Below are 20,647 nucleotides of genomic sequence, written 5' to 3'. Positions count from 1 at the left end.
GCACCCCATGCAGCTGAAGATCGTGCACGTCACCGGCTTCTCGTACGACGCCGAGGTGAGTGCGTCGTACAACGAGGCCCGGATGACCCCGCAGACCTCCGCCCGGCAGACCGTCAGCCACACCAAGGTGGATGTCTCGCCCCATCCGTGGACGCAGACCTACCGGGACTACTGGGGCTCCATGGTGACCGCGTTCGAGGTGCTCGCTCCGCACCGCGAGCTCACGGTCACGGCGACCTGCCTGGTGCGGACCGAGGCCCCGCGCGACGAGGCCCCGGCACCGTCCGGGCTGTCGTGGGCCGAGCTCGTCGACGGACCCCTGCCCGACGAGGTGACCGAGTCCCTGACGGTCACCGACCGGGTGCGGCCCCCGGCCGACCTCGCCGCGCAGACCCGCGCGCTGGTCGACGGGGGCGCGACGCCGTCCGAGGTCGCGCTCGCCGTCTGCCGGCTCGTCAAGGCCGAGGTCGAGTACGTCCCCGGCTCCACCGACGTGCATGCGGAGGCGGCGTCGGCCTGGGAGCAACGCTCCGGCGTGTGCCAGGACATCGCCCACCTCGTCGTCGGAGCGCTGCGGGAGGTCGGGCTGCCGGCCCGGTACGTCTCGGGCTACGTCCTCCCGGTGCTCGACCCGGTCGTCGGCGAGCCTGCCCACGGCGAGTCGCACTCGTGGGTGGAGTGGTGGGACGGTGCCTGGCATGCGTACGACCCGACCAACGACGAGCCGCCCGGCGAGCGGCACGTCATGGTCGCGACCGGTCGCGACTACTCCGACGTCCGCCCGCTCAGCGGCATCTACACCGGTGCCGGGACGTCGCAGATGTTCGTCGACGTCCAGATCACCCGGCTCGCCTAGCTAGCCCGCGATGTCGTCGAGCCGCTTGACGGTGGCCTGGAACTCCGCGACCAGGTCGGCGACGACCTCGGCCACCGGGCGGACCTCGTTCATCCGGCCGACGATCTGGCCGACCGGCATGGAGATGACGTCGGGGTCGCCGGAGGCGTTGATCCGGTTGTGGGCATCGGCGACGAGGAGGTTCTGCAGCGGCATCGGCAGCGGAGCGGGCGCGCCCTCCTCGTTCCAGGCCTCGGTCCACTTGGTCTTGAGCAGGCGGGCCGGCTTGCCGGTGTAGATGCGGGTCCGGACGGTGTCGGAGGACGTGGCGCGCAGGAACGCGGTCTCCCAGCCCTGGTTGGAGGCGAGGTTGCGGTACTCCTCGGTGCCTAGCCAGATCGAGCCCGTCCAGACGCCCGCGGCGCCGAGCGCCAGCGACGCGGCGATCTGCCGGCCGGAGCCGATGCCGCCCGCACCGAGCACCGGCACGTCCGGGCCGACCGCGTCGACGATGTCGGGGGTGAGGACCATCGAGGCGATCTCACCGGTGTGGCCGCCGGCCTCGTAGCCCTGGGCGATGATGATGTCGACGCCGTTGGCGACATGGCTCTGCGCGTGCTTGGGGGCGCCGGCCAGGGCCGCGACCTTCAGGCCGGCCGCCTGACACTCCTTGATCACGTCGGTCGGCGGGGTGCCGAGGGCGTTGGCGATGAGCACCGGGCGGTGCTGCAGCGCGACGTCGACGTGCGAGCGCGCCATCGAGTGCAGCCAGCCGAGGACGCCCTCGCGACCCTCGCCCTCCGGCAGCGGCGGCACCCCGAGCTTGAGCAGGGTCTCGTCGACCCACTTCCTCGCGTCCTCCGGGATGTACGCCGACAGGTCGGTCGAGGTGCCCTCGGTGGGCACCTTCATCGGCATGACCACATCGACGCCGTACGGCTTGCCGTCGGTGTTCTCGTCCATCCAGGTCAGGGTCCGGTCGAGCTCGTCGGGGTCGTTGAACCGGACGCAGCCGAGGACGCCCAGCCCGCCCGCGCGCGACACCGCGGCCGCGACGTGCTCGGAGGGGGTGAAGGCGAAGATCGGGTACTCGATGCCGAAGACATCGCACAGGTCGGTGCGCATCAGTCGTTCTCTCCCAGCTTGGTCCGGTCGGTCAGCGCGAGCTCCTTGGCCCGCGGGTACTGCGCCTTGCCGGTGGCGTTGCGCGGGATCTCCTCCACGATCGTCAGCGACCGTGGGAGCTTGTAGCCCGACAGGTGGGCGCGCAGGAAGTCCCGCAGCCCGCCCAGCTCGACGGTCGCTCCCTCACGGGGCTGGACGACGGCAGCCACGCTCTGGCCGTACTTGTCGTCGGGCAGGCCGACCACGAGCGCGTCGTACACACCGGGGTGGGCCTTGATCGCCTGCTCGACCTCCTCGGGGTAGACCTTCTCGCCGCCGGTGTTGATGCAGTTCGAGCCCCGGCCGAGCAGGGTGAGCCGGTTGCCCTCCTCGATCCGGGCGTTGTCGCCGGGGATCGCGTAGCGCACGCCGTCGATCTCGATGAAGGTCTTCGCCGACTTCTCGGGGTCCTTGTAGTAGCCGACCGGGACGTTGCCCGAGCGGGCGGTGCGGCCGACCTTGCCGATGTCGGTGGCGGGGTCGAGGATCCGGTTGTCGTCGTCGATGATCACCGTGGTCCTCGGGATCGAGACCACCGGACCGTCGGTCGACAGCGCGCTCGCGTCCTGCAGCCCGGTGCCCTGGAAGCCGGTCTCCGAGGAGCCCACCGAGTCGGTGAAGACGGCGTTGGGGAACGCCTTCATCCAGCGCTCCTTGACCGACTTGGAGAAGATCGCCGCGCTGCTCGCGATCGCGAACAGGGTCTGGCCGTCGAAGCCGCCCGCCTCGTAGGCGTCGATGAGCGGCACCGCCATCGCGTCGCCGGTCATGAACAGCATCTGGATGCCGTGCTTGTCGACCAGCTCCCAGGTGCGCACCGGGTCGAACTTCGGCTCCAGGATGGTGACCTGGCCCGCGAACAGGTGCATCAGCAGGCTGGCCTGCGCGCCGCCGTGCATCAGCGGGCTGAGCGGGAGCGTGATCAGGCTGTCCTGGAGGGCCTTCTTGGACTGGTCGTACTCGTCGAGGAGGTCGCCGGTCATGAAGTCGATGCCGCCGCCGAGCACCCGCCAGAAGTCCTCGTGGCGCCACATGACGCCCTTGGGGAAGCCGGTGGTGCCGCCGGTGTAGATGATGTGGATGTCGTCGGGACTGCGCGCGCCGAAGTCGCGGGCGTCGGACTGGCCGGCGAGGGCGTCCTCGAGCAGCACTCCGCCGTAGGAGCCGATGTCGGAGGCGTCGTCGGGCTCCAGCGGGTTCGGTACGGCGATGATGGTGTCCAGCCCGGGGATCCTCGGCGCCACCTCGGCGACCAGGGGCGCGTAGACGCGGTCGTGCACCAGCCCCACGAGGTCGGCGTTGTCGAAGAGGTACTCCAGCTCGCCGGCGACGTACCGGTAGTTGACGTTGATCGCCACCGCGCGCACCTTGAGGACCGCGAGCAGGGCGATCACGTGCTCGATGCTGTTCTTGGCGTAGAGCCCGACGTGGTCGCCCTTCCCGATGCCCCGTGAGGCGAGGAAGTGGGCGAGCTTGTTGGACTCGGACTCGAGCTCGGCGAAGGTGATGACGCGGTCGCCCACCTGCACGGCGGGCTTCTCGGGAACGGCGTCGACGGCGTGCTCGAAGAGATCGGCGATGTTCAGGGCCACACCTCCGAGACTAGAACACGTTCCAGTTTTTCGCTAGCGTGACACCCATGACCGATTGCCTCGTCGAGCAGGACGGCCACAAGCTGGTCGTCACGATGAACCGTCCCGAGCGCCGCAACGCGCTGTCCTCGGAGATGCTGCGCATCATGGAGTCGGCCTGGGACCGGGTGAACTCCGATCCGGAGATCCGGGTGTGCATCCTGACCGGCGCCGGCGGCTACTTCTGCGCGGGCATGGACCTGAAGAAGGCCGACGAGGCGCCCCCCTCGGACGCCTTCGAGTCCGGCGCGTTCGACCCGTCGGTGATCAAGGGGCTGCTCAAGGGCTTCCGCCTCACCAAGCCGCTGATCGCCGCTGTCGAGGGCCCCGCGATCGCCGGAGGGACCGAGATCCTCCAGGGCACCGACATCCGGGTCGCCGGCGAGTCCGCGAAGTTCGGCGTCGCCGAGGCCCGCTGGTCGCTCTACCCGATGGGCGGCTCGGCCGTCCGGCTCCCCCGGCAGATCCCGTACACGGTGGCCGCCGAGCTGCTGCTGACCGGCCGCACGCTCGGGGCCCAGGAGGCGAAGGAGCTCGGCCTGATCGGCCACGTCGTACCGGACGGCGAGGCGCTGGCCAAGGCGCACGAGCTCGCCGACATGGTCGCCGCCAACGGCCCCCTCGCCGTCCAGGCCATCCTCAAGACGATGCGCGACTCCGAGGGCAAGCACGAGGAGGACTGCTGGAAGGACGACGCGCGCGTCGGCGCCGCGGTCTTCTCCTCGGCCGACGCCAAGGAGGGTCCGCGGGCGTTCCTGGAGAAGCGGAAGCCGGAGTTCCAGGGGCGGTAGCCGGCGGGTGCTTGGCCACGCCTACCCGACCGAGCGCTCCCCGCTCCAGAACCGAGCTCGCAGCGCCTTCTTGTCCGGCTTGCCGAGCCCGGTCAGCGGCAGCGCGTCGACGGCGATGATGTCTTTCGGGACCTGCACCGACCCCTTGCGCTCCTTGACCATCGCCTTGATCTCCGCGATGACGTCATCGGTCAGCGTCGCGCCCTCGCGGAGGACCACGACGGCGGTCACGGCCTCGCCGAACTTCTCGTGCGGCGTGCCGATGACACCGACCTGCGCGACGGCGGGATGCTCGGCCACGACGTCCTCGACCTCGCGCGGGAAGACGTTGAAGCCGCCGGTGACGATCATGTCCTTGGTGCGGTCGACGATGTACCAGAAGCCGTCCTCGTCCTCGCGGGCGACGTCGCCGGTGTGCATCCAGCCGTCGTCGCGGAACGTCTCCGCCGTGGCCTCGGGCAGGTTCCAGTAGCCCGCGGACAGCAGCGGACCGGCCACGCAGATCTCCCCCGGCTCCCCCGGGGCCACCGGCTCACCGTCGGCGCCCAGCAGCGCGGTCCGGAGGTACGCCGACGGGCGGCCGCACGACGTCAGGCGACCCTCGATCGGCGTACCGGAGGCGTCGACGTGCTCGCCCTTCGGGAAGTAGGAGATGACCATCGGCGCCTCGGACTGGCCGTAGTACTGGGCGAAGATCGGCCCGAACCGCTCGATCGCCTCCTTGAGCCGGACCGGGTTGATCGCCGAGGCGCCGTAGTAGACGGTCTCGAGCGAGGACAGGTCGCGGGTCCGCGAGTCGGGGTGGTCCATCAGCGCGTAGAGCATCGTCGGCACGACCATCAGCGAGTTGATCCGCTTCTCCTCGATGGTGCGGAGCACCTCCGCCGGGTCGAAGCGCGCCGAGACGAACAGGGTGCCGCCCTTGATCACCACCGGCACGAAGAACGCCGCGCCCGCGTGCGACAACGGCGTGCACATCAGGAAGCGCGGCTCCGCCGGCCACTCCCACTCCGCCATCTGGATCTGCGCCATGGTCGAGAAGGCACGGACCGTCCCGACGACGCCCTTGGGCTTGCCGGTGGTGCCGCCGGTGTAGGTGATCGAGGTGATGTGGTCCGGCTCGAGCGTCGCGGCCTCGAGTCGCACGGGCGCGAAGGTCGCCGCCACCTCGGTGAGGTCGCGGCACACCGCGCCCGTCCCCGCCAGCACGTCCGGCACCGGCCCGATGGTGAGCACCTGCTTGAGGCCGGGGCACTTGTCGAGCAGCTCGACCGCCCGGTCCGCGAAGTAGGGGTCCACGACCAGGAAGGAGATGCCCGCGTCGTTGATGACGTAGGCGTGGTCGTCGGCCGAGCCCAGCGGGTGCAGCGAGGTGCGCTGGAAGCCCTGGGTCTGGCCGGCGCCGAGGATGAACAGCACCTCGGGCCGGTTCAGCGCGAGCAGCGCCCCCGCGGCACCCCGCCCCGCGTCGAGCGACTCGAACGCCTGGATGTACTGGCTGATCCGCGCTGCGACGTCGCCGCCGGTGAGGGTGACGTCGCCCAGGTGGATCACTGGACGGTTCCGGTGTCTCCTGAGCGCCGCCACCATCAGGTGGCCGTTGTGCGATCCGATGCGGAGCAGATCTGTCATGCCCCAACAGTAGAACGTGTTCTAGTTAGCGGCAACCGGTACGCCGGGTGAGACCGGCTCGCCGACCTTGCGGAACTGCAGGGCACCGTCGGCCTCGACGCCACCCTTGTGCAGCTTCACGTCCGCGTAGTAGCTGTCGAGCTGACGGAACGGGATCCGCTTGCCCTGCCGCGGCATGATCACGTCGCCACGCTCGATGTACCCCGAGGTCAGCGACTCCCCCATGATCGAGTGGTCGTCGGCGTCGTCGGCACCGGCCTGCACCACGGCGTACTCGTCGGGGTGCTTCTCCATCCGGGCGACGAGCTTGCTGAAGAAGCGCGCGAGCAGGTCGGCCTTCAGCGTCCACGACGCGTTGGTGTAGCCGATGACGAACATCGCGTTCGGGACGTCGGTGAACATGGTGCCCTTGTAGAGCAGGTGGTCGTGGGTCTCGACCCGCTCGCCGTCGACGTACATCTCCGCACCGCCGAACAGCTGGATCACCAGACCGGTCGCCGTGATGACGATGTCGGCCTCGAGCTCGTCGCCACCCTCGAGCTTGATGCCCCGGGGGGTGAACGAGGCGATCCGGTCGGTCACGATGTCGGCCTTGTGCGACTTGAGCACCTTGAACAGGTCACCGTTGGGCACGACGCACAGGCGCTGGTCCCATGGGTTGTACGACGGCGTGAAGTGCCGCATGTCGACCTTGCGGCCCAACTGCGCCTTGATCTGCTGCAGCACGATCCGCCGCGCCACGGCCGGCTTGCTCTTGGAGAGCTTGTACATGCCGCGCTGGAGGGCGACGTTGCGGGCCCGGCCGATCCGGTAGCGCGCCTCGGCGGGCACCTTCACCTTCTCCAGCCCGAGCGCGACCGGGTCGTGCGAGGGCAGGGAGAGGATGTACGTCGGCGAGCGCTGCAGCATCGTGACGTGCTCGGCCGCGCCCGGGCCGGACGCCATCGCCGGCACCAGGGTGATGGCGGTCGCGCCGCTGCCGATGACCACCACGCGCTTGCCCGCGTAGTCGAGGTCCTCGGGCCAGAACTGCGGGTGCACGAACCGACCCTCGAAGGTCTCCTCGCCCGGGAACGTCGGCCGGTGGCCGTTGTCGTAGTCGTAGTAGCCGGTGCAGCCGGAGAGGAAGCGCGCGGAGTAGGTCTCGGTGACGCCCTCGTCGGTCTCGGCCGTCACGGTCCAGCGGCCGGTCTGCGACGACCAGTCGGCGCGCACGACGCGGCGCCCGAACCGGATCTTGTCCATCAGGCCGTTCTCGCGGGCGGTCTCCTCGACGTACCCACGGATCGACGCGCCGTCGGCCAGCACCTTGGTGCCGTGCCACGGCTTGAAGTCGTAGCCGAAGGTGTACATGTCGGAGTCGGAGCGCACGCCCGGGTACCGGAAGAGGTCCCAGGTGCCGCCGATCGCGTCGCGGCGCTCGAGGATGAGCAGCGACGTGCCGGCGTTGTCGCGGGCGAGGTGCGCCGCGACGCCGATGCCGGACAGGCCGGCACCCACGACGAGGACGTCGACCTCGGCGGTCGGCTTGGCGGAGGCGGCGCTCATGCGACACCTGCCTGCGGGTCGAGGGCGGCCTGGATGCCGCCGCTGCCCTCGAGCAGCACCTTCGCGACCATCTCCGGGTCCTCGGGCATGGGCACGTGGCCGACGTCCTTCATCATCAGGTGCTCCAGGTCCGGGTAGGCGGCCGCCGCCCGCTTCGCCTGGTACGGCGGCAGCACCCGGTCGCGCTCGGCCCAGGCGATGGTGACGGGGATGTGGTCGGGGATCGGGCGGTCGAAGACCGTGCCCTGGCGGATCATCGTGCGCAGGGCCGGACGGGCGCGGACCATCGCGCGGGCGTCGCCGATCATCAGCTCGGGGTCGACCCGCGTCGGGTGCGCGTGCAGCCAGCCGAGCATCGCGGCGCGGCCGTACTTGTGGTGGGCCAGCGTCGGGGCCAGCGGCTGCGCGATCCGGGCGAAGGTGATCACGGTCGCGAACAGCGCACGGGTGTAGGCGAAGTCCACGGAGTTCTTCCAGAAGCCCGCCGGCGAGAGCGCCGTGGCGCTGGCGACCAGGTCGTCGGCCGCGGCCTCGAGCGCGATCCGGCCGCCGAGCGAGTTGCCGCCGATGTGGGGACGGTCCAGGCCGAGCTGGTCGAAGAACCCGACGAGCTCGTCGTGGAGGACGTCGGTGACCGGACGGCCGTTGGTCACCAGGTCGTGCGACTGCCCGTGACCGGGCAGGTCGAACAGGATGACGGTGCGGTGCTCGGACAGCTGGTCCAGGACCGGGTACCACGCCTGGCGGCGGTGGCTGATGCCGTGCACCAGGACCAAGGGCGCGCCGGATCCGGCGATCTCGTACTTGAGCATGAGTGGAAACCTAGTCCGATCAGGCGGCCATGGGGGCGGGTTCGCTGCGGTAGCGCGCGGGGCGCCCGTCGATCCTCAGCGACTTCCACACCCGACGGGAGACGGGGTTCATCAGGCCGGAGTCCTCGGCCAGCGTGCGCACGTCGGCGAACAGGTCGCGCAGCATCTTGGAGCCGTCCTCGCTGTCCCAGTACAGGTCGTCGACGACGCTCTTCGGGACGTCGTACCGGCGACAGAACTCGGGGGTCGGCTTCATGATCGCGTCGCCGAGGACGCGCATGACGACGGGGAACAGCACCGAGAGCAGCGCCCGGCGCCAGCGCGGCAGCATCGGGACCGTGCGGTTGAGGTAGGCGTGCGCGAAGGAGATGTGGCGGGCCTCCTCGGCCACGTGGATCTGCATGATGCGCACCATCAGCGGGTGCATGGCGGCCGACTCGGCCCCGCGCAGCACCGCCTTCTGGGTGTGGTCGATCGGCTCCTCGCCGGCGAGCACGCCGGTGAAGAACAGCTCGGGAAGCCAGCCGCCGAAAAGCGCGGCGAGCGAGTTCAGGGCCTTGAGGCCCTTGCGCGCGCCCTTGACGTCCACGCCGATGCGGTTCACCAGCTCCTGGAACATCTGGGTGTGGTGGGTCTCCTCGGTGACCTCGTGCATGAGGTACCGGTACTCGGGGTCCTGGTTGTCCAGCTTGAAGACGTACTCCATGACGCCGCGGATCAGGACGCTCTCGAACTGCAGTCCGACCTTCGCCAGCTGCGCCTGGTAGGCCATGCCGATCTCGATCTGGCGCTCCCGCGGCAGGCCGACGTACCACTCGTGGCGACCGATCGGGAAGGACTTGGGGAGGATCCACCGGTCGTCGTCGGGTACGACGGCGTAGGCCGGGTCGTCCCAGGCGATGTCGACGAACGCCTCGAAGTTCTGCTTCACCGATCCCTCGGAGAGCGTCTTGAGCAGCTCGTGGTACTCAGCGGTGTCCCGCGACAGCGTCTGGTTCGACATGGGTTCTCGGACCTCCTTATCCGCGGCCGTTCGGCCGGAGGAAACTTCCTCGTAACACGGACCATACTCACGGTATGCCTGCTTGCACAAGAGCTAGCGCTACAGGGTGTCGCATCTGACACGTACCCGTTCAAACGCCGGTGATGCCTGAAGGTTAGGGCGTTTTTCACATTCCGATTCCTGCTAGCGCGACACTCTGTAGCAGGTACGGTGAGCCCATGCCCCACGTCGTGACCCAGTCCTGCTGCGCCGATGCCTCCTGCGTGCTCGCGTGCCCGGTGAACTGCATCCACCCCGCCCCCGGCGAGCCCGGGTTCGGCACCGCAGAGATGCTCTACATCGACGCCGCGGCCTGCGTCGACTGCGGCGCGTGCACCACGGCATGCCCGGTCGGCGCCATCGACCACGTCTCGCGCCTGACCCCGGACCAGCTGCCCTTCGTCGAGCTGAACAACGCCTACTTCGTCGGCGAGCCGCACGCGGACCGCACGCCCCTCGCGCTGGTCGAGAAGCGGTCCTACGACGTGGCGCCGATGCGCGTCGCCGTCGTCGGGGCCGGCCCGGCGGGCCTGTACGCCGCCGACGAGCTGCTCAAGGTGCCCGGCATGACCGTGCACGTCTACGACCGGCTGCTCACCCCGCACGGCCTGGTCCGCGCGGGCGTCGCGCCCGACCACACCCGCACCAAGCGCGCCCAGGACCTGTTCGCGCAGATCGAGCAGGAGCAGGGCTTCGACTACCGCCTCGGCGTCGAGGTCGGCGTCGACGTGACCCACGAGCAGCTGTCGGCGGCGTACGACGCGGTGCTGTACTCGGTCGGCGCTGCGACCGACCGGCGCCTGGGTGTCGAGGGCGAGGACCTGCCCGGCAGCGTGTCCGCCACCGAGCTCGTCGCCTGGTACAACGGCCACCCCGAGCGCGCCCACGACAGCTACGACCTCGCCACCCGGCGCGCCGTCGTCATCGGCAACGGCAACGTCGCCCTCGACGTCGCCCGGGTCCTCACCCTGCCGCCGGAGCACCTCGTGCACACCGACATCAGCGACGTCGCCCTCGCCGCGCTGCGCGACAGCCGGATCGAGGAGGTCGTGGTCCTCGGCCGCCGCGGACCCGAGCACGCCGCGTTCACGCTGCCCGAGATGATCGGCCTCTCCGGCGAGCACGACATCGACATCGTGGTCGAGGGCGAGATCCCGACGACCACTGCGAAGACACGGCAGCTGCGGCTGCTCGCCGGGCGCGCCCCGCTCGGCGGTGGCCGCCGGCGGATCGTGTTCCGGTTCCTGGCGGAGGCCGAGCGCATCCTCGGGACCGATCGGGCCACGGGGGTCGAGCTCAAGGGCACCGGGGAGGTCATCGAGGCGGGGCTGGTCATCCGCGCGGTCGGCTATCGGGCGCACGCCGTACCGGACCTGCCGTTCGACGAGGAGCGCGCCGTCGTCCCGAACGAGCGCGGACGCGTCACGCCGGGCACGTACGTCGCCGGGTGGATCAAGCGCGGCCCGAACGGGTTCATCGGCACCAACAAGACCGACGCGACCGAGACCGTGGGGGCGCTGCTGGAGGACGCGCGGGCCGGGCTGCTCGCCGCACCGACGACTCCCCCGCCGGCCCTGGACGCCATCGACCTGCGCGGCTGGCAGCGCATCGCCGCGGCCGAGCGCGCAGCGGGTGTCGCGGCGGACCGGCCACGGGTCAAGCTGCTGGACCGCGAGGCACTGGCGGCCGCCGCGGGACGTTAGTCCCGGGCGTAACGCGCCCGCAACCGTCCCTCGCCCGTCCTGCGGATAGGCTGCGCGCGTGACCGACGTGTTCCCGCCCCGCCGCGCTGCGCGCTGGGACGAGCACAACGCCAACCGCAAGGAGCTCATCGTCGACGCGGCGATCGAGGCCATCCAGGCGGCGCCCGAGGGCTCCGAGCCGAAGGTGCAGGAGATCGCGGAGCGGGCGGGTCTGGTGCGGACCGTCGTCTATCGCCACTTCAACGGCCGCGAGGAGCTCAACCGCACCGTGCAGCGGCGCCTCGTCGAGCAGATGTACGACGCCATCACCGCCGGGCTGAGCCTCGAGGGCACGATCCCGGAGATCATCACGCGCACCACGGCGGCGTACGTCAACTGGGTGGCGGACAACCCCAAGCTCTACCTGGCCGCGACCCGCGACCTCGGCGACGGAAAGCCCAGCGAGGCGGCCGAGGGCATCGACCAGCTGGCCGGCCGGGTGATGTCGGTGATCAGCTTCGCCGCGGGCATCATCTCCAGCGACATCGTCATCGACGCCAAGCTGCTGGAGCCGATGGTCTACGGGGTCATCGCCCAGGCGCGCGGCATGGTCGAGCACTGGACCCGGACGCCTGCAGGCGCCCTGAGCCAGGACATCGTGATCCTCACCCTGTCCCGCTCGATCTGGTTCCAGATCCAGGGCTTCGCCGGCGACCTGGGGATCCCGCTGACCCCCGACGTCGAGCTGCGCGAGCTCTTCGGTCCCCCGGACGCCTACCTGAACGGGCCGGGCGAGGCCTGAGCCGCTACGCCAGGACCTCGGCGACCTGGCGGACCTCCTCGGCGCTGCGGCAGCTGAGCAGGAGCGTCGTGACGCCGGTGGACTCCCACTCGGCGACCCGCTCCTTGACATAGGCCGCGTCACCGACGATGTGCATGTCCTCGACGAGCTCGTCGGGGATGAGCGCGGTCGCCTCGTCGCGCTTCTGGGCGAGGAAGAGCTCCTGCACCTGGTCGGTGATGGCGGCGTAGCCCATCCGCTCGAAGACGTTCTTGTGGAAGTTCTGGTCCTTGGCGCCCATGCCACCCATGTAGAGCGCGACGACGGGCTTCATGGCCTCGATGACCGCCCGGCGCTCCTCCTCGCTGGTGGTGATCTGGAGGTGGCAGGTGGCGGCGATCTCGAAGTCGGCGCGGGTACGCCGCGCGCCGGGCCGCGCGAACCCCTCGTCCAGCCAGGGCTGGTACATCCCCGCGCTCTGGGGCGTGTAGAAGATCGGGATCCAGCCATCGGCGATCTCGGCGGTCTGCGCCACGTTCTTCGGCCCCTCGGCACCCAGCCAGATCGGGATGTCAGCACGCAACGGGTGCACGATCGACTTCAGCGGCTTGCCGAGCCCCACCGCGCCCGGCCCCTGGTACGGCAGCGGATGGTGCGGGCCGTCGTTGGTGACCGGCGCCTCGCGGGCGAGCACCTGACGGATGATCGAGACGACCTCGCGGGTGCGGGCCAACGGCTTCTCGAAAGGTACGCCGTACCAGCCCTCCACCACCTGCGGACCGCTGACGCCCATGCCCAGGACCACCCGGCCGCCGCTGAGGTGGTCGAGGGTCAGGGCGTGCATCGCGATCGAGGCCGGCGTACGACCCGACATCTGCACGATCGACGTGCCGAGCCGCACGCGTGACGTTTCCCGGCCCCACCACGCCAGCGGGGTGAACGCGTCGCTCCCCCACGCCTCCGCGGTGAAGATCGCGTCCCAGCCCGCGTCCTCGGCGGCTGCGACGAGCTCGCCGGTGCCGGTGGGCGGCTGCGCGCCCCAGTAGCCGAGCTGCAATCCGAGCTTCATGCGAAACCTCCGGTGGTTGGTCGTTGAAACCGAATAATAGAACGTGTTCTACTTGGTGTCATGAGTCGCACCCTGTCGGCACCCGTGACGGTGTCATTCGACTACACCCGATCCGTCGGCCCGGTACTGGGCCGCTTCCTGACCGGCCTGCGCGAGCAGCGGATCGTCGGCGCCCGGCTCGACGACGGCCGGGTCGTGGTGCCGCCGCCGGAGTTCGACCCCACGTCGCACCGCGAGGTCGGCGACTTCGTCGACCTGCCCGACACCGGCGTCGTCACGTCGTGGACCTGGGTGAGCGAACCGGTCAAGGGCCAGCCCTTCGACCGACCGTTCGCCTTCGCGCTGATCACCATCGACGGCGCCGACTCGCCGTGGCTGCACGCGGTCGACGTGTCCTCCCCCGACGAGATCTCGACCGGGATGCGGGTGCGGGCGCGGTGGGCCGAGGAGCGGGCCGGTCTGATCACGGACCTCGTCTTCGAGCCGGAGGGCTCGGCGCCCAGCGGGGACCTGCGGCCGCCCGCGAACTACGGCGAGCCCGTGACCGGCATCGTCACGCCGGTCAGCCTCGACTACACCTACGCCGCCTCGCCCGAGGAGTCGGCGTTCTTCCGCGGCCTGGCCGAGGGCCGGATCCTGGGCCAGCGCTGCCCGGTCTGCCGCAAGGTCTACGTGCCGCCGCGGGCGGCCTGCCCTGTCGACGGCGTGCCCACCGAGGAGGAGATCGAGCTCTCCGACACCGGCACCGTGACGACGTTCTGCATCGTCAACGTCCCGTTCCTGGGGCAGAAGATCACGCCGCCGTACGTGTCGGCGTACATCCTGCTCGACGGTGCGGACATCGCCCTGCAGCACCTGATCCTCGACATCCCCGCGGAGGACATCCGGATGGGCCTGCGGGTGAAGGCGGTGTGGAAGCCGCGCGAGGAGTGGGGCACCACGATCGAGAACATCAGCCACTTCGCGCCGACCGGCGAGCCGGACGCGGACTACGACACCTACAAGCACCACCTCTGAATCTCGATACACCCGCCGCTCGTCCCTCGCGGCGGGCACTCGATCACCGAAAGGCTTCAGATGCGAGACGTTGCGGTCGTGGGCTTCGCCCAGCGACAGATGCAGGAGTACGACGGGTCGCCGAGCTGCGGCGAGCTGCTGGTGCCGATCTTCCAGGAGTGCTACGAGCAGACCGGCTGGACCCGCAAGGACATCGGCTTCTGGTGCTCGGGGTCCTCGGACTACCTGGCCGGGCGGTCGTTCTCGTTCGTCTCGGCCATCGACGCGATCGGCGTGATCCCGCCGGTCAACGAGTCGCACGTGGAGATGGACGCGGCCTGGGCGCTCTACGAGGCGTGGCTCAAGATCCAGACCGGCGAGGTCGACACCGCACTGGTCTTCGGCTTCGGCAAGGCCTCCGCGGGCGTGTTCCGCCGCACCCTCGCGCTGCAGCTCGACCCCTACACGCTGACGCCGCTGTGGCCCGACACCGTCTCCATCGCCGCGCTCCAGGCCCGCCTCGGCCTCGACGCCGGCCTGTGGGACGAGCGGGCGATGGCCGAGGTCGTCAACCGGTCGCTGACCGACGCGGAGAAGAACGAGTACGCCGTGCGGTCCGGCGGCTCCTCGGTGGAGGACCTCCTCAAGCGCCCGATGTACGCCGACCCGCTGCGCAAGCACGACGCCTCCCCCGTCACCGACGGCGCGGCCGCGATCGTGCTGGCCGCGGGCGACCGCGCCCGCGAGGTGCGCGACCGGCCGGCCTGGATCAGCGGGCTGGCCCACATCACCGACGGCCTGCACCTCGGCACCCGCGACCTGACCCGCTCGGCGTCGACGGAGCGGGCCGTCGCCGCGGCCGGCGGCGTCGACGGCGTCGACACGGCCGAGCTGCACGCGCCCTTCAGCCACCAGGAGCTCATCGTGCGCTCGGCGCTCGGGCTGGCCGACGACGTACGGATCAACCCGTCGGGCGGCCCGCTCGCGGGCAACCCGCTGTTCACCGGCGGCGCGATCCGGATCGGCGAGGCCGCTCGCCGGATCTGGGACGGGACGTCGGACAAGGCGCTCGCGACCGCGACCAGCGGTCCGGCGCTGCAGCAGAACCTGGTGTGCGTGATGGAGGGACGGAACTGATGGCGAAGACTCCTGCCGCGGTGATCGGCGTGGGCCAGACCCACCACCGCGCGAAGCGTGAGGACGTCTCGATGGCGGGCCTGTGCCGCGAGGCCATGGACCGCGCGCTGGCCGACGCCGGCATGACGCTCGACGAGATCGACGCGATCGTGGTCGGGAAGGCGCCGGACCTGTTCGAGGGCGTGATGATGCCCGAGCTCTACCTCGCCGAGGCGCTCGGCGCCGTCGGCAAGCCCCTGCTCCGCGTGCACACCGCCGGCTCCGTCGGTGGGTCGACGGCGATCGTGGCCTCGTCGCTGGTGCAGTCCGGCGTGCATCGCAAGGTGCTGACCGTGGCCTTCGAGAAGCAGTCGGAGTCGAACGCGATGTGGGCGCTGTCGGTGCCGATCCCGTTCGTGATGCCGGTGCACGCGGGCGCGGGCGGCTACTTCGCGCCGCACGTGCGGTCCTACATCCGCCGCTCCGGCGCGCCGAACCACATCGGCGCGATCGTCGCGGCCAAGGACCGCACCAACGCGCTGAAGAACCCCTACGCGCACCTGCACGAGGCCAAGACCGTCGAGCAGGTGCTGGCCTCGCAGATGCTGTGGGACCCGATCCACTACGACGAGACCTGCCCGTCCTCCGACGGCGCCTGCGCGCTGGTCATCGCCTCCGAGGACGTCGCGGCGGCCTCGCCGAACCCGGCCTGGATCCACGGCACGGCCATGCGGTCCGAGCCGACCTCCGCGGCCGAGCGCGACCAGGTCAACCCCCAGGCGGGTCGCGACGCATCGGCGTACCTCTGGAAGCAGGTGGGGATCACCGACCCGCTCGAGGAGATCGACGTCGCCGAGATCTACGTGCCGTTCGCGTGGTTCGAGCCGATGTGGATCGAGAACCTCGGCTTCACTCCCGAGGGCGAGGGCTGGAAGCTCACCGAGGCCGGCGAGACGAACCTCGGCGGCAAGCTGCCGATCAACGTCTCCGGCGGCGTGCTGTCCTCGAACCCGATCGGCGCCTCGGGCATGCTCCGCTTCGGCGAGGCGGCCCTGCAGGTGCGGGGGCTGGCGGGCGAGCACCAGGTCGACGGCGTACGACGGGCGCTGGGCCACGCCTACGGCGGCGGGTCGCAGTTCTTCTCGATGTGGGTGCTCGGCGCCGAGAAGCCCAGCAACTGATGGAGTTCGTGCTGGAGGAGCGGCACGGGTCCGACGGCGAGGTCGCGGTCGTGACCCTCAACCGCCCCGAGCGGAAGAACTCGATGGCGTTCGACGTCATGGTCCCGCTCCGGGAGCGGCTGGCCGCGCTCAGCGGCGACAACTCGGTGCGGGCGGTGGTGCTCACCGGGGCGGGCGACGCGTTCTGCTCGGGCGCCGACCAGAGCGGCGAGCGGGGGCGGATGCCGGGTGTCGCGGGCCTGACCGCGGTGTCGGTCGCGCTGCGGGCGATGGAGATCCTCGACGAGCTGATCCTGACCCTGCGCCGGATGCACCAGCCGGTGATCGCGGCCGTCAACGGACCGGCCATCGGCGGCGGGCTGTGCCTGGCGCTGGCCTGCGACGTGCGGGTCGCGGCGGCGTCGGCGTACTTCCGGGCGGCGGGGATCAACAACGGCCTCACCGCCTCCGAGCTGGGGCTCTCCTACCTGCTGCCGCGCGCGATCGGGCACTCGCGGGCCGCGGAGATCATGCTCACCGGTCGCGACGTCCCGGCCGGGGAGGCCGACCGGATCGGGCTCGTCTCCCGGGTGGTGCCGGACGGGGCGGCGGTGGACGCTGCCCTCGAGGTCGCCGCCTCCATCACCCGCTGGAGCCGGCCCGGCGTCGAGTTGACGAAGAAGACGCTGTGGGGATCGCTCGACGCCTCCAGCCTCGAGCAGCACATGCACGCCGAGGGCACCGGGCAGCTGCTGATCCGGCTGATGACCCAGAACTTCGAGGAGGCCGTGGCGGCCCGCAAGGACAAGCGCGAGCCCGTCTTCCGGGACTAGTCGAGCACCGCCTGCCACGAACCCCAGGAGTCCGCCGCGTGCTCGCCGTGCCCGGGGTCGATGCCGATGACGCGGCCACCCCGCAGCGCGACCGTGGTGTGTCGCAGCTCGTGGTCGAGGACCGCGTCCTCGACCGGGCTCCCCTGGCGGCCGGCACCGCCGGGCCAGCCGACGAGGCAGCTGTGCCCGTGGATCTGGCTGAACGGCAGGTCGTGCCCGCGCCAGCCGGCGACGACCTCGGTGTCCGCGGCCGCCCACAGCGGCCCCGCGGTCTCGTCCACCACGCCACCGTGGAACTGGCCGGTGCGCAGCAACCGGTCGTCACCGCGCCGCAGCATCTCGTTGAGCAGCGCGGCCGCGTCGGAGGCGTCGTCCGGCGCCCCGAGGTAGAGCCGCCAGTAGGACCGCGTCAGCCCGGCATGGGTCACCAGGAAGGTCTCGCCGCGCGCGTCGAACGCCACCGCCGCGCGGAGCAGGCCCTCCTGCCACCAGCCGCGCAGCGTCTTCGCGGCGGCGCGGTGCAGTCGCTCACCGAGCCGGAACTGGGGGCCGTAGACGTAGTAGGCCTCGTGGTTGCCGATCAGCTGCAGCCACCGGTCCGGGGTACGCCGCAGATGGGTGTCGACGAGCGCGACCACACCCGCCGAGTCCGGGCCGCGGTGCACCAGGTCGCCGACCTGCACCACCACGAGATCCTCGGGTATCTCCCCCGCACCCTGCTCCGGTACGCCGATCCGGGCGAGCTCGGCGCGCAGCGCGTCCAGGTGCCCGCCGACGTCGCCGATGACCGCGATCCGGCGGCTCATCGCTCGGGCGCCGTCCACGACTCGGGGTCGGCATAGGTCGAGACGTTCTCCATCCGGCGCTGCGCACCGGCGATCTCGTGCGCGGCACGCATGATGATGCTGCGGTTGATGGGGGTGAGCGCGTCCAGCCGAACGACGTCGGTCGGCGGTCGGCCCTGCGCCATCTCGCCGAGCTGGTAGCGCAGCCGCAGCCGCTGCAGGACCTCGAACACCTCGACCAGCGCCTGCGCCTGGGGCTGCGGCAGGATCGCCGTACCTCCTGCGGCGCGGAGGCGGTCGGTGGTCGGCAGCACCGAGGACCCCGCGCTGAGCGCGGACCAGCGGGCCAGGTTCACGATCGGGAGCAGCGCGTGCTCCTTGACGTCGAAGGACCCTCGCCGCCGGTTGAGCACGTCGCGAGCCGTACGTCGCCGCGCCCGCTTCGCCAGCGACTCCTGGAGGAGCAGGCGCATCGTCCCCGGATGGGTGCGCAGCTCGCCGAAGACCTTCGACACCTCCGGCAGCCCGGGGTCGCCGTGGATGGGGCGGGCGTCGACCAGGAGCGAGGTCATGATCGCCCCCTCGTCCCGCTCGGGGCTGGCCAGCCAGTGCTGCGCGGCCCTGCGCCACTCGTCGTTGGTGCGCGCGAACGCGCGCCGGGTGGGGGTCGCGCCGTGGGTGTCGATCGAGAGCCCGAGGCTGGCCAGCAGCTCGCCGACCTCCACGAACACGGCCCGGTAGCGGTCGATCTCGGCGGGCGTGACCGCGTTGTCGAACGCGACGGCCGCGTCCACGTCGGAGCTCGGCACGGCCTCGCGGCGGCCGTTGCTCCCGAGGGAGAGCCAGGTGAACGCGTCCGTGGACAGCTCGGTGTGGCGCGCGAACACCAGCCCGATGGCCCGCCGGATCATGGTGTCGATGATCGCGGAGTAGACGGTGATGACCCGGCCCGAGGCGAGGCCCTGCTCGAGGAGGTCGGCGAGCAGTGCCGCCGTACGGCCGCTGAGGGCGCGCAGCTCCTCGACCGACGCGGCCCGCCGCAGCTGCTCGTGCAGGGAGACACCGGAGGTCGTGCCGGACACGACGAGGTCGCGCGCGCCGACGACGCCGCGGAGCGCTCCGCCGGGGTCGGTGACGAGCAGGAAGTCGGCGTTGCGGTCCTGGAGCAGGATGAGCGCCTCGGCGGCCGAGGAGCCCAGCACGACGGCGGGCGGGTCGGGATCCATCAGCTCCGCCGCCCGCGTCCGGTCCGGGTCGACGGGCGCCGCGAGCACGCCGGCCCGCAGGTCGGCGTCGGTGACCAGGCCGGTGCCGCCGTCAGCGCACGAGACGGCGGCGTACCCGACCCCCGCCTCGGTCATCCGCTTCGCCGTCTCCCGCACGCTAGCGTCCGCACCGACCGTCAGCGGCGGGCCCGCCAGCAGCTCGTCCACGGTGCTGTAGCCGGCCCGCCCGGAGGCTAGCTCGACCTTGCGGCCGATCTGGGTGGCGAGGAACTCCGCCCCCGAGGGCGAGGTGAACACCACGGCGACCAGGTCGCGCGGGATCCGCGCCACCACCGCGGCGTCGGAGCCGGCCACCACCCGCGGCCCGATGGCCCGGCCGGTGAGCATCGACGAGAACCCGAACAGGCCGCCCGGGCCGAGCAGCTCGTCGGCGGCGCTGCTGAGTCCGTGGGCGTCGTTCCAGACGTCGACCCGCCCCTCGACGACGATCCAGATCTGGTCGTTGGGCTCGGTGAACGCGTCGAGGACGAGCTCCCCGCGGGCGTAGCGTCGTACCTCGGCCGCCTCGGCGGCCGCGCGCACCACCTCGGCGGGTGCCGAGGTGAACGGTGCGTGCGACCCGAGGAAGGCCTCCAGGCCGTCGGCACCGCCCGTCGCGGCCCCGCCCGTCGTGCGCGACACCGGTCAGTCGGTGCCGGGTGTCGGCGGCGCCGGCAGGCTGTAGCCGGAGGGACCCACGGTCTTCTCCAGCGCCTGCTTCCAGGCACCCGAGTCGATGTACTGGGTGAGCGCGGCGTTCACCTTGCCCACCAGGTCGGTGTCGCCCTTCTTCACGCCGACGCCGTAGAGCTCGTCGGTGAAGCCGTCGCCGACCACCTTGAGCGTCCCCTTGTACTGGTCGCTCGCCGCGTAGCCGGCCAGGATGACGTCGTCGGTGCTGACCGCGTCGACGTCGCCGTTCGCCAGCGCGGAGACGCAGTCGGAGAAGCGCGGGTACTCCCGCAGCGTGATGCTGCCCTTGTAGTGGTCCTCGATGTACTTGGCCGAGGTCGTGCCGATCACCGAGCACAGGGTCTTGCGGTGCAGGCTCGTGGGTCCGGTGATCGAGGTGTCGTCGAGCCGCACCAGCAGCGACTGGTGGGCCTCGAAGTAGGGCCCGGCGAAGTCCACGACCTGCTTGCGCGCGTCGGTGATGGAGTACGTCGAGAAGACCAGCTGCACCTTGCCGCTCTCGAGCAGCTTCTCCCGGTTGTCCGGGGTCGCCTCCACCCAGGTGATGCCCGACGGCTGTACGCCGAGGGCGCCGGCGACGTAGATCGCGGTCTCGTAGTCGAACCCGCTCAGCGTCCCGTCCGAGGACCGGTAGCCCAGGCCGGGCTGGTCCTCGTCGATGCCGATCGTCAGCTTCCCGCTCGCGATCGTGGCGCTGCTGATGACCGTCGGCGCCTTGACCTCGTGGGTGCCGCAGCCGGCCAGCAGGGTCATCCCCAGGGCGACGCCGGCCGCCGTCACGGCCGCGATGGTGCTCCGTGCGCTTCGCATCT

Annotated in this window: 18 protein-coding genes; 8 read left to right on the top strand and 10 right to left on the bottom strand. The window is 71.0% G+C overall.

Annotated elements, in window-relative coordinates; genetic code table 11:
• Positions 1-7 precede the first annotated feature (7 nt).
• The gene (locus tag ACYU8V_RS03510; RefSeq protein WP_460845192.1) at positions 8-856 is read left to right on the top strand and encodes a transglutaminase family protein; all 849 of its coding nucleotides are present in this window, start codon (positions 8-10) and stop codon (positions 854-856) included.
• Here the strand turns inward: ACYU8V_RS03510 and ACYU8V_RS03505 are convergent, their stop codons facing one another.
• Together ACYU8V_RS03505 and ACYU8V_RS03500 are read right to left on the bottom strand one after the other, a co-directional pair.
• Positions 857-1,960, bottom strand: coding sequence for an NAD(P)H-dependent flavin oxidoreductase (locus tag ACYU8V_RS03505; protein WP_460845191.1), 1,104 nt, complete (start codon positions 1,958-1,960; stop codon positions 857-859).
• Complete coding sequence (locus ACYU8V_RS03500) at positions 1,960-3,591, bottom strand: acyl-CoA synthetase (protein ID WP_460845188.1); 1,632 nt, start codon at positions 3,589-3,591, stop codon at positions 1,960-1,962. Before ACYU8V_RS03500 ends, ACYU8V_RS03505 begins: the two co-directional genes overlap by 1 nt.
• Before the next feature lie 47 nt (positions 3,592-3,638).
• Between ACYU8V_RS03500 and ACYU8V_RS03495 the strand changes: the two genes are divergently transcribed.
• Positions 3,639-4,421, top strand: coding sequence for a crotonase/enoyl-CoA hydratase family protein (locus ACYU8V_RS03495; protein WP_460845187.1), 783 nt, complete (start codon positions 3,639-3,641; stop codon positions 4,419-4,421).
• A gap of 21 nt (positions 4,422-4,442) precedes the next feature.
• Here the strand turns inward: ACYU8V_RS03495 and fadD8 are convergent, their stop codons facing one another.
• Genes fadD8 through ACYU8V_RS03475 form a run of 4 tightly spaced genes read right to left on the bottom strand, consistent with a single transcriptional unit; the run spans position 4,443 to position 9,416 of the window.
• The gene (fadD8, locus tag ACYU8V_RS03490; protein WP_460845185.1) at positions 4,443-6,053 is read right to left on the bottom strand and encodes a fatty-acid--CoA ligase FadD8; all 1,611 of its coding nucleotides are present in this window, start codon (positions 6,051-6,053) and stop codon (positions 4,443-4,445) included.
• Between the two features lie 21 nt (positions 6,054-6,074).
• Positions 6,075-7,601: a flavin-containing monooxygenase gene (locus ACYU8V_RS03485; protein ID WP_460845184.1), complete on the bottom strand. Its 1,527-nt coding sequence runs from the start codon at positions 7,599-7,601 to the stop codon at positions 6,075-6,077.
• Positions 7,598-8,413 (bottom strand): alpha/beta fold hydrolase, encoded by an 816-nt coding sequence (locus ACYU8V_RS03480; protein ID WP_460845182.1) that lies wholly within the window; start codon positions 8,411-8,413, stop codon positions 7,598-7,600. Before ACYU8V_RS03480 ends, ACYU8V_RS03485 begins: the two co-directional genes overlap by 4 nt.
• Positions 8,414-8,432: 19 nt before the next feature.
• A complete protein-coding gene (locus ACYU8V_RS03475; RefSeq protein WP_460845181.1) occupies positions 8,433-9,416 on the bottom strand; it encodes an AurF N-oxygenase family protein in 984 nt (327 codons plus the stop codon).
• A 218-nt stretch (positions 9,417-9,634) separates the two neighbouring features.
• On the opposite strand from ACYU8V_RS03475, the gene ACYU8V_RS03470 reads away from it, so the two are divergent.
• Together ACYU8V_RS03470 and ACYU8V_RS03465 are read left to right on the top strand one after the other, a co-directional pair.
• Complete coding sequence (locus ACYU8V_RS03470; protein WP_460845180.1) at positions 9,635-11,158, top strand: FAD-dependent oxidoreductase; 1,524 nt, start codon at positions 9,635-9,637, stop codon at positions 11,156-11,158.
• A 58-nt stretch (positions 11,159-11,216) separates the two neighbouring features.
• On the top strand, positions 11,217-11,939 hold the full coding sequence (locus ACYU8V_RS03465; RefSeq protein WP_460845179.1) for a TetR/AcrR family transcriptional regulator: 723 nt from the start codon (positions 11,217-11,219) through the stop codon (positions 11,937-11,939).
• Between the two features lie 4 nt (positions 11,940-11,943).
• On the opposite strand, the gene ACYU8V_RS03460 is transcribed toward ACYU8V_RS03465, so the two are convergent.
• Positions 11,944-12,987 carry an LLM class F420-dependent oxidoreductase gene (locus ACYU8V_RS03460; protein WP_460845176.1) on the bottom strand — a complete coding sequence of 348 codons (1,044 nt, stop codon included), beginning with the start codon at positions 12,985-12,987 and terminating at the stop codon, positions 11,944-11,946.
• A gap of 60 nt (positions 12,988-13,047) precedes the next feature.
• On the opposite strand from ACYU8V_RS03460, the gene ACYU8V_RS03455 reads away from it, so the two are divergent.
• The 4 genes from ACYU8V_RS03455 to ACYU8V_RS03440 are packed head-to-tail and all read left to right on the top strand — an operon-like array spanning position 13,048 to position 17,092.
• Positions 13,048-14,004, top strand: a complete 957-nt coding sequence (locus tag ACYU8V_RS03455; protein WP_460845174.1) for a Zn-ribbon domain-containing OB-fold protein — start codon at positions 13,048-13,050, stop codon at positions 14,002-14,004.
• Positions 14,005-14,064: 60 nt separating this feature from the next.
• Positions 14,065-15,120, top strand: coding sequence for a thiolase domain-containing protein (locus tag ACYU8V_RS03450; RefSeq protein ID WP_460845172.1), 1,056 nt, complete (start codon positions 14,065-14,067; stop codon positions 15,118-15,120).
• On the top strand, positions 15,120-16,280 hold the full coding sequence (locus ACYU8V_RS03445) for a thiolase domain-containing protein (protein ID WP_460845170.1): 1,161 nt from the start codon (positions 15,120-15,122) through the stop codon (positions 16,278-16,280). Before ACYU8V_RS03450 ends, ACYU8V_RS03445 begins: the two co-directional genes overlap by 1 nt.
• Positions 16,280-17,092, top strand: coding sequence for an enoyl-CoA hydratase (locus ACYU8V_RS03440; protein WP_460845169.1), 813 nt, complete (start codon positions 16,280-16,282; stop codon positions 17,090-17,092). Before ACYU8V_RS03445 ends, ACYU8V_RS03440 begins: the two co-directional genes overlap by 1 nt.
• Here ACYU8V_RS03440 and ACYU8V_RS03435 read toward each other — a convergent pair.
• The 3 genes from ACYU8V_RS03435 to ACYU8V_RS03425 are packed head-to-tail and all read right to left on the bottom strand — an operon-like array spanning position 17,089 to position 20,645.
• Positions 17,089-17,898: a metallophosphoesterase gene (locus tag ACYU8V_RS03435; RefSeq protein WP_460845167.1), complete on the bottom strand. Its 810-nt coding sequence runs from the start codon at positions 17,896-17,898 to the stop codon at positions 17,089-17,091. The genes ACYU8V_RS03440 and ACYU8V_RS03435 overlap by 4 nt on opposite strands.
• Positions 17,895-19,784, bottom strand: a complete 1,890-nt coding sequence (locus tag ACYU8V_RS03430) for a putative nucleotidyltransferase substrate binding domain-containing protein (RefSeq protein ID WP_460845166.1) — start codon at positions 19,782-19,784, stop codon at positions 17,895-17,897. The genes ACYU8V_RS03435 and ACYU8V_RS03430 overlap by 4 nt, the downstream gene beginning before the upstream one ends.
• A gap of 3 nt (positions 19,785-19,787) precedes the next feature.
• Entirely contained in the window at positions 19,788-20,645 is an 858-nt protein-coding gene (locus ACYU8V_RS03425) for a glutamate ABC transporter substrate-binding protein (protein ID WP_460845163.1), read from the bottom strand.
• Positions 20,646-20,647 lie beyond the last annotated feature (2 nt).

The sequence above is a fragment of the Nocardioides ultimimeridianus genome (assembly GCF_054777895.1).
This window is presented reverse-complemented; position numbering and strand designations above follow the sequence as displayed.

What these genes read in the sequence shown, in the direction of transcription:
- ACYU8V_RS03440 (WP_460845169.1), top strand. Translation starts at nt 16,280, where the DNA reads ATGGAGTTCGTGCTGGAGGAGCGGCACGGGTCCGACGGCGAGGTCGCG.
- ACYU8V_RS03435 (WP_460845167.1), bottom strand. Translation starts at nt 17,898, where the DNA reads ATGAGCCGCCGGATCGCGGTCATCGGCGACGTCGGCGGGCACCTGGAC.
- ACYU8V_RS03480 (WP_460845182.1), bottom strand. Translation starts at nt 8,413, where the DNA reads ATGCTCAAGTACGAGATCGCCGGATCCGGCGCGCCCTTGGTCCTGGTG.
- ACYU8V_RS03510 (WP_460845192.1), top strand. Translation starts at nt 8, where the DNA reads ATGCAGCTGAAGATCGTGCACGTCACCGGCTTCTCGTACGACGCCGAG.
- fadD8 (WP_460845185.1), bottom strand. Translation starts at nt 6,053, where the DNA reads ATGACAGATCTGCTCCGCATCGGATCGCACAACGGCCACCTGATGGTG.
- ACYU8V_RS03425 (WP_460845163.1), bottom strand. Translation starts at nt 20,645, where the DNA reads ATGCGAAGCGCACGGAGCACCATCGCGGCCGTGACGGCGGCCGGCGTC.
- ACYU8V_RS03475 (WP_460845181.1), bottom strand. Translation starts at nt 9,416, where the DNA reads ATGTCGAACCAGACGCTGTCGCGGGACACCGCTGAGTACCACGAGCTG.
- ACYU8V_RS03485 (WP_460845184.1), bottom strand. Translation starts at nt 7,601, where the DNA reads ATGAGCGCCGCCTCCGCCAAGCCGACCGCCGAGGTCGACGTCCTCGTC.
- ACYU8V_RS03445 (WP_460845170.1), top strand. Translation starts at nt 15,120, where the DNA reads ATGGCGAAGACTCCTGCCGCGGTGATCGGCGTGGGCCAGACCCACCAC.
- ACYU8V_RS03505 (WP_460845191.1), bottom strand. Translation starts at nt 1,960, where the DNA reads ATGCGCACCGACCTGTGCGATGTCTTCGGCATCGAGTACCCGATCTTC.
- ACYU8V_RS03455 (WP_460845174.1), top strand. Translation starts at nt 13,048, where the DNA reads ATGAGTCGCACCCTGTCGGCACCCGTGACGGTGTCATTCGACTACACC.
- ACYU8V_RS03470 (WP_460845180.1), top strand. Translation starts at nt 9,635, where the DNA reads ATGCCCCACGTCGTGACCCAGTCCTGCTGCGCCGATGCCTCCTGCGTG.
- ACYU8V_RS03495 (WP_460845187.1), top strand. Translation starts at nt 3,639, where the DNA reads ATGACCGATTGCCTCGTCGAGCAGGACGGCCACAAGCTGGTCGTCACG.
- ACYU8V_RS03460 (WP_460845176.1), bottom strand. Translation starts at nt 12,987, where the DNA reads ATGAAGCTCGGATTGCAGCTCGGCTACTGGGGCGCGCAGCCGCCCACC.
- ACYU8V_RS03450 (WP_460845172.1), top strand. Translation starts at nt 14,065, where the DNA reads ATGCGAGACGTTGCGGTCGTGGGCTTCGCCCAGCGACAGATGCAGGAG.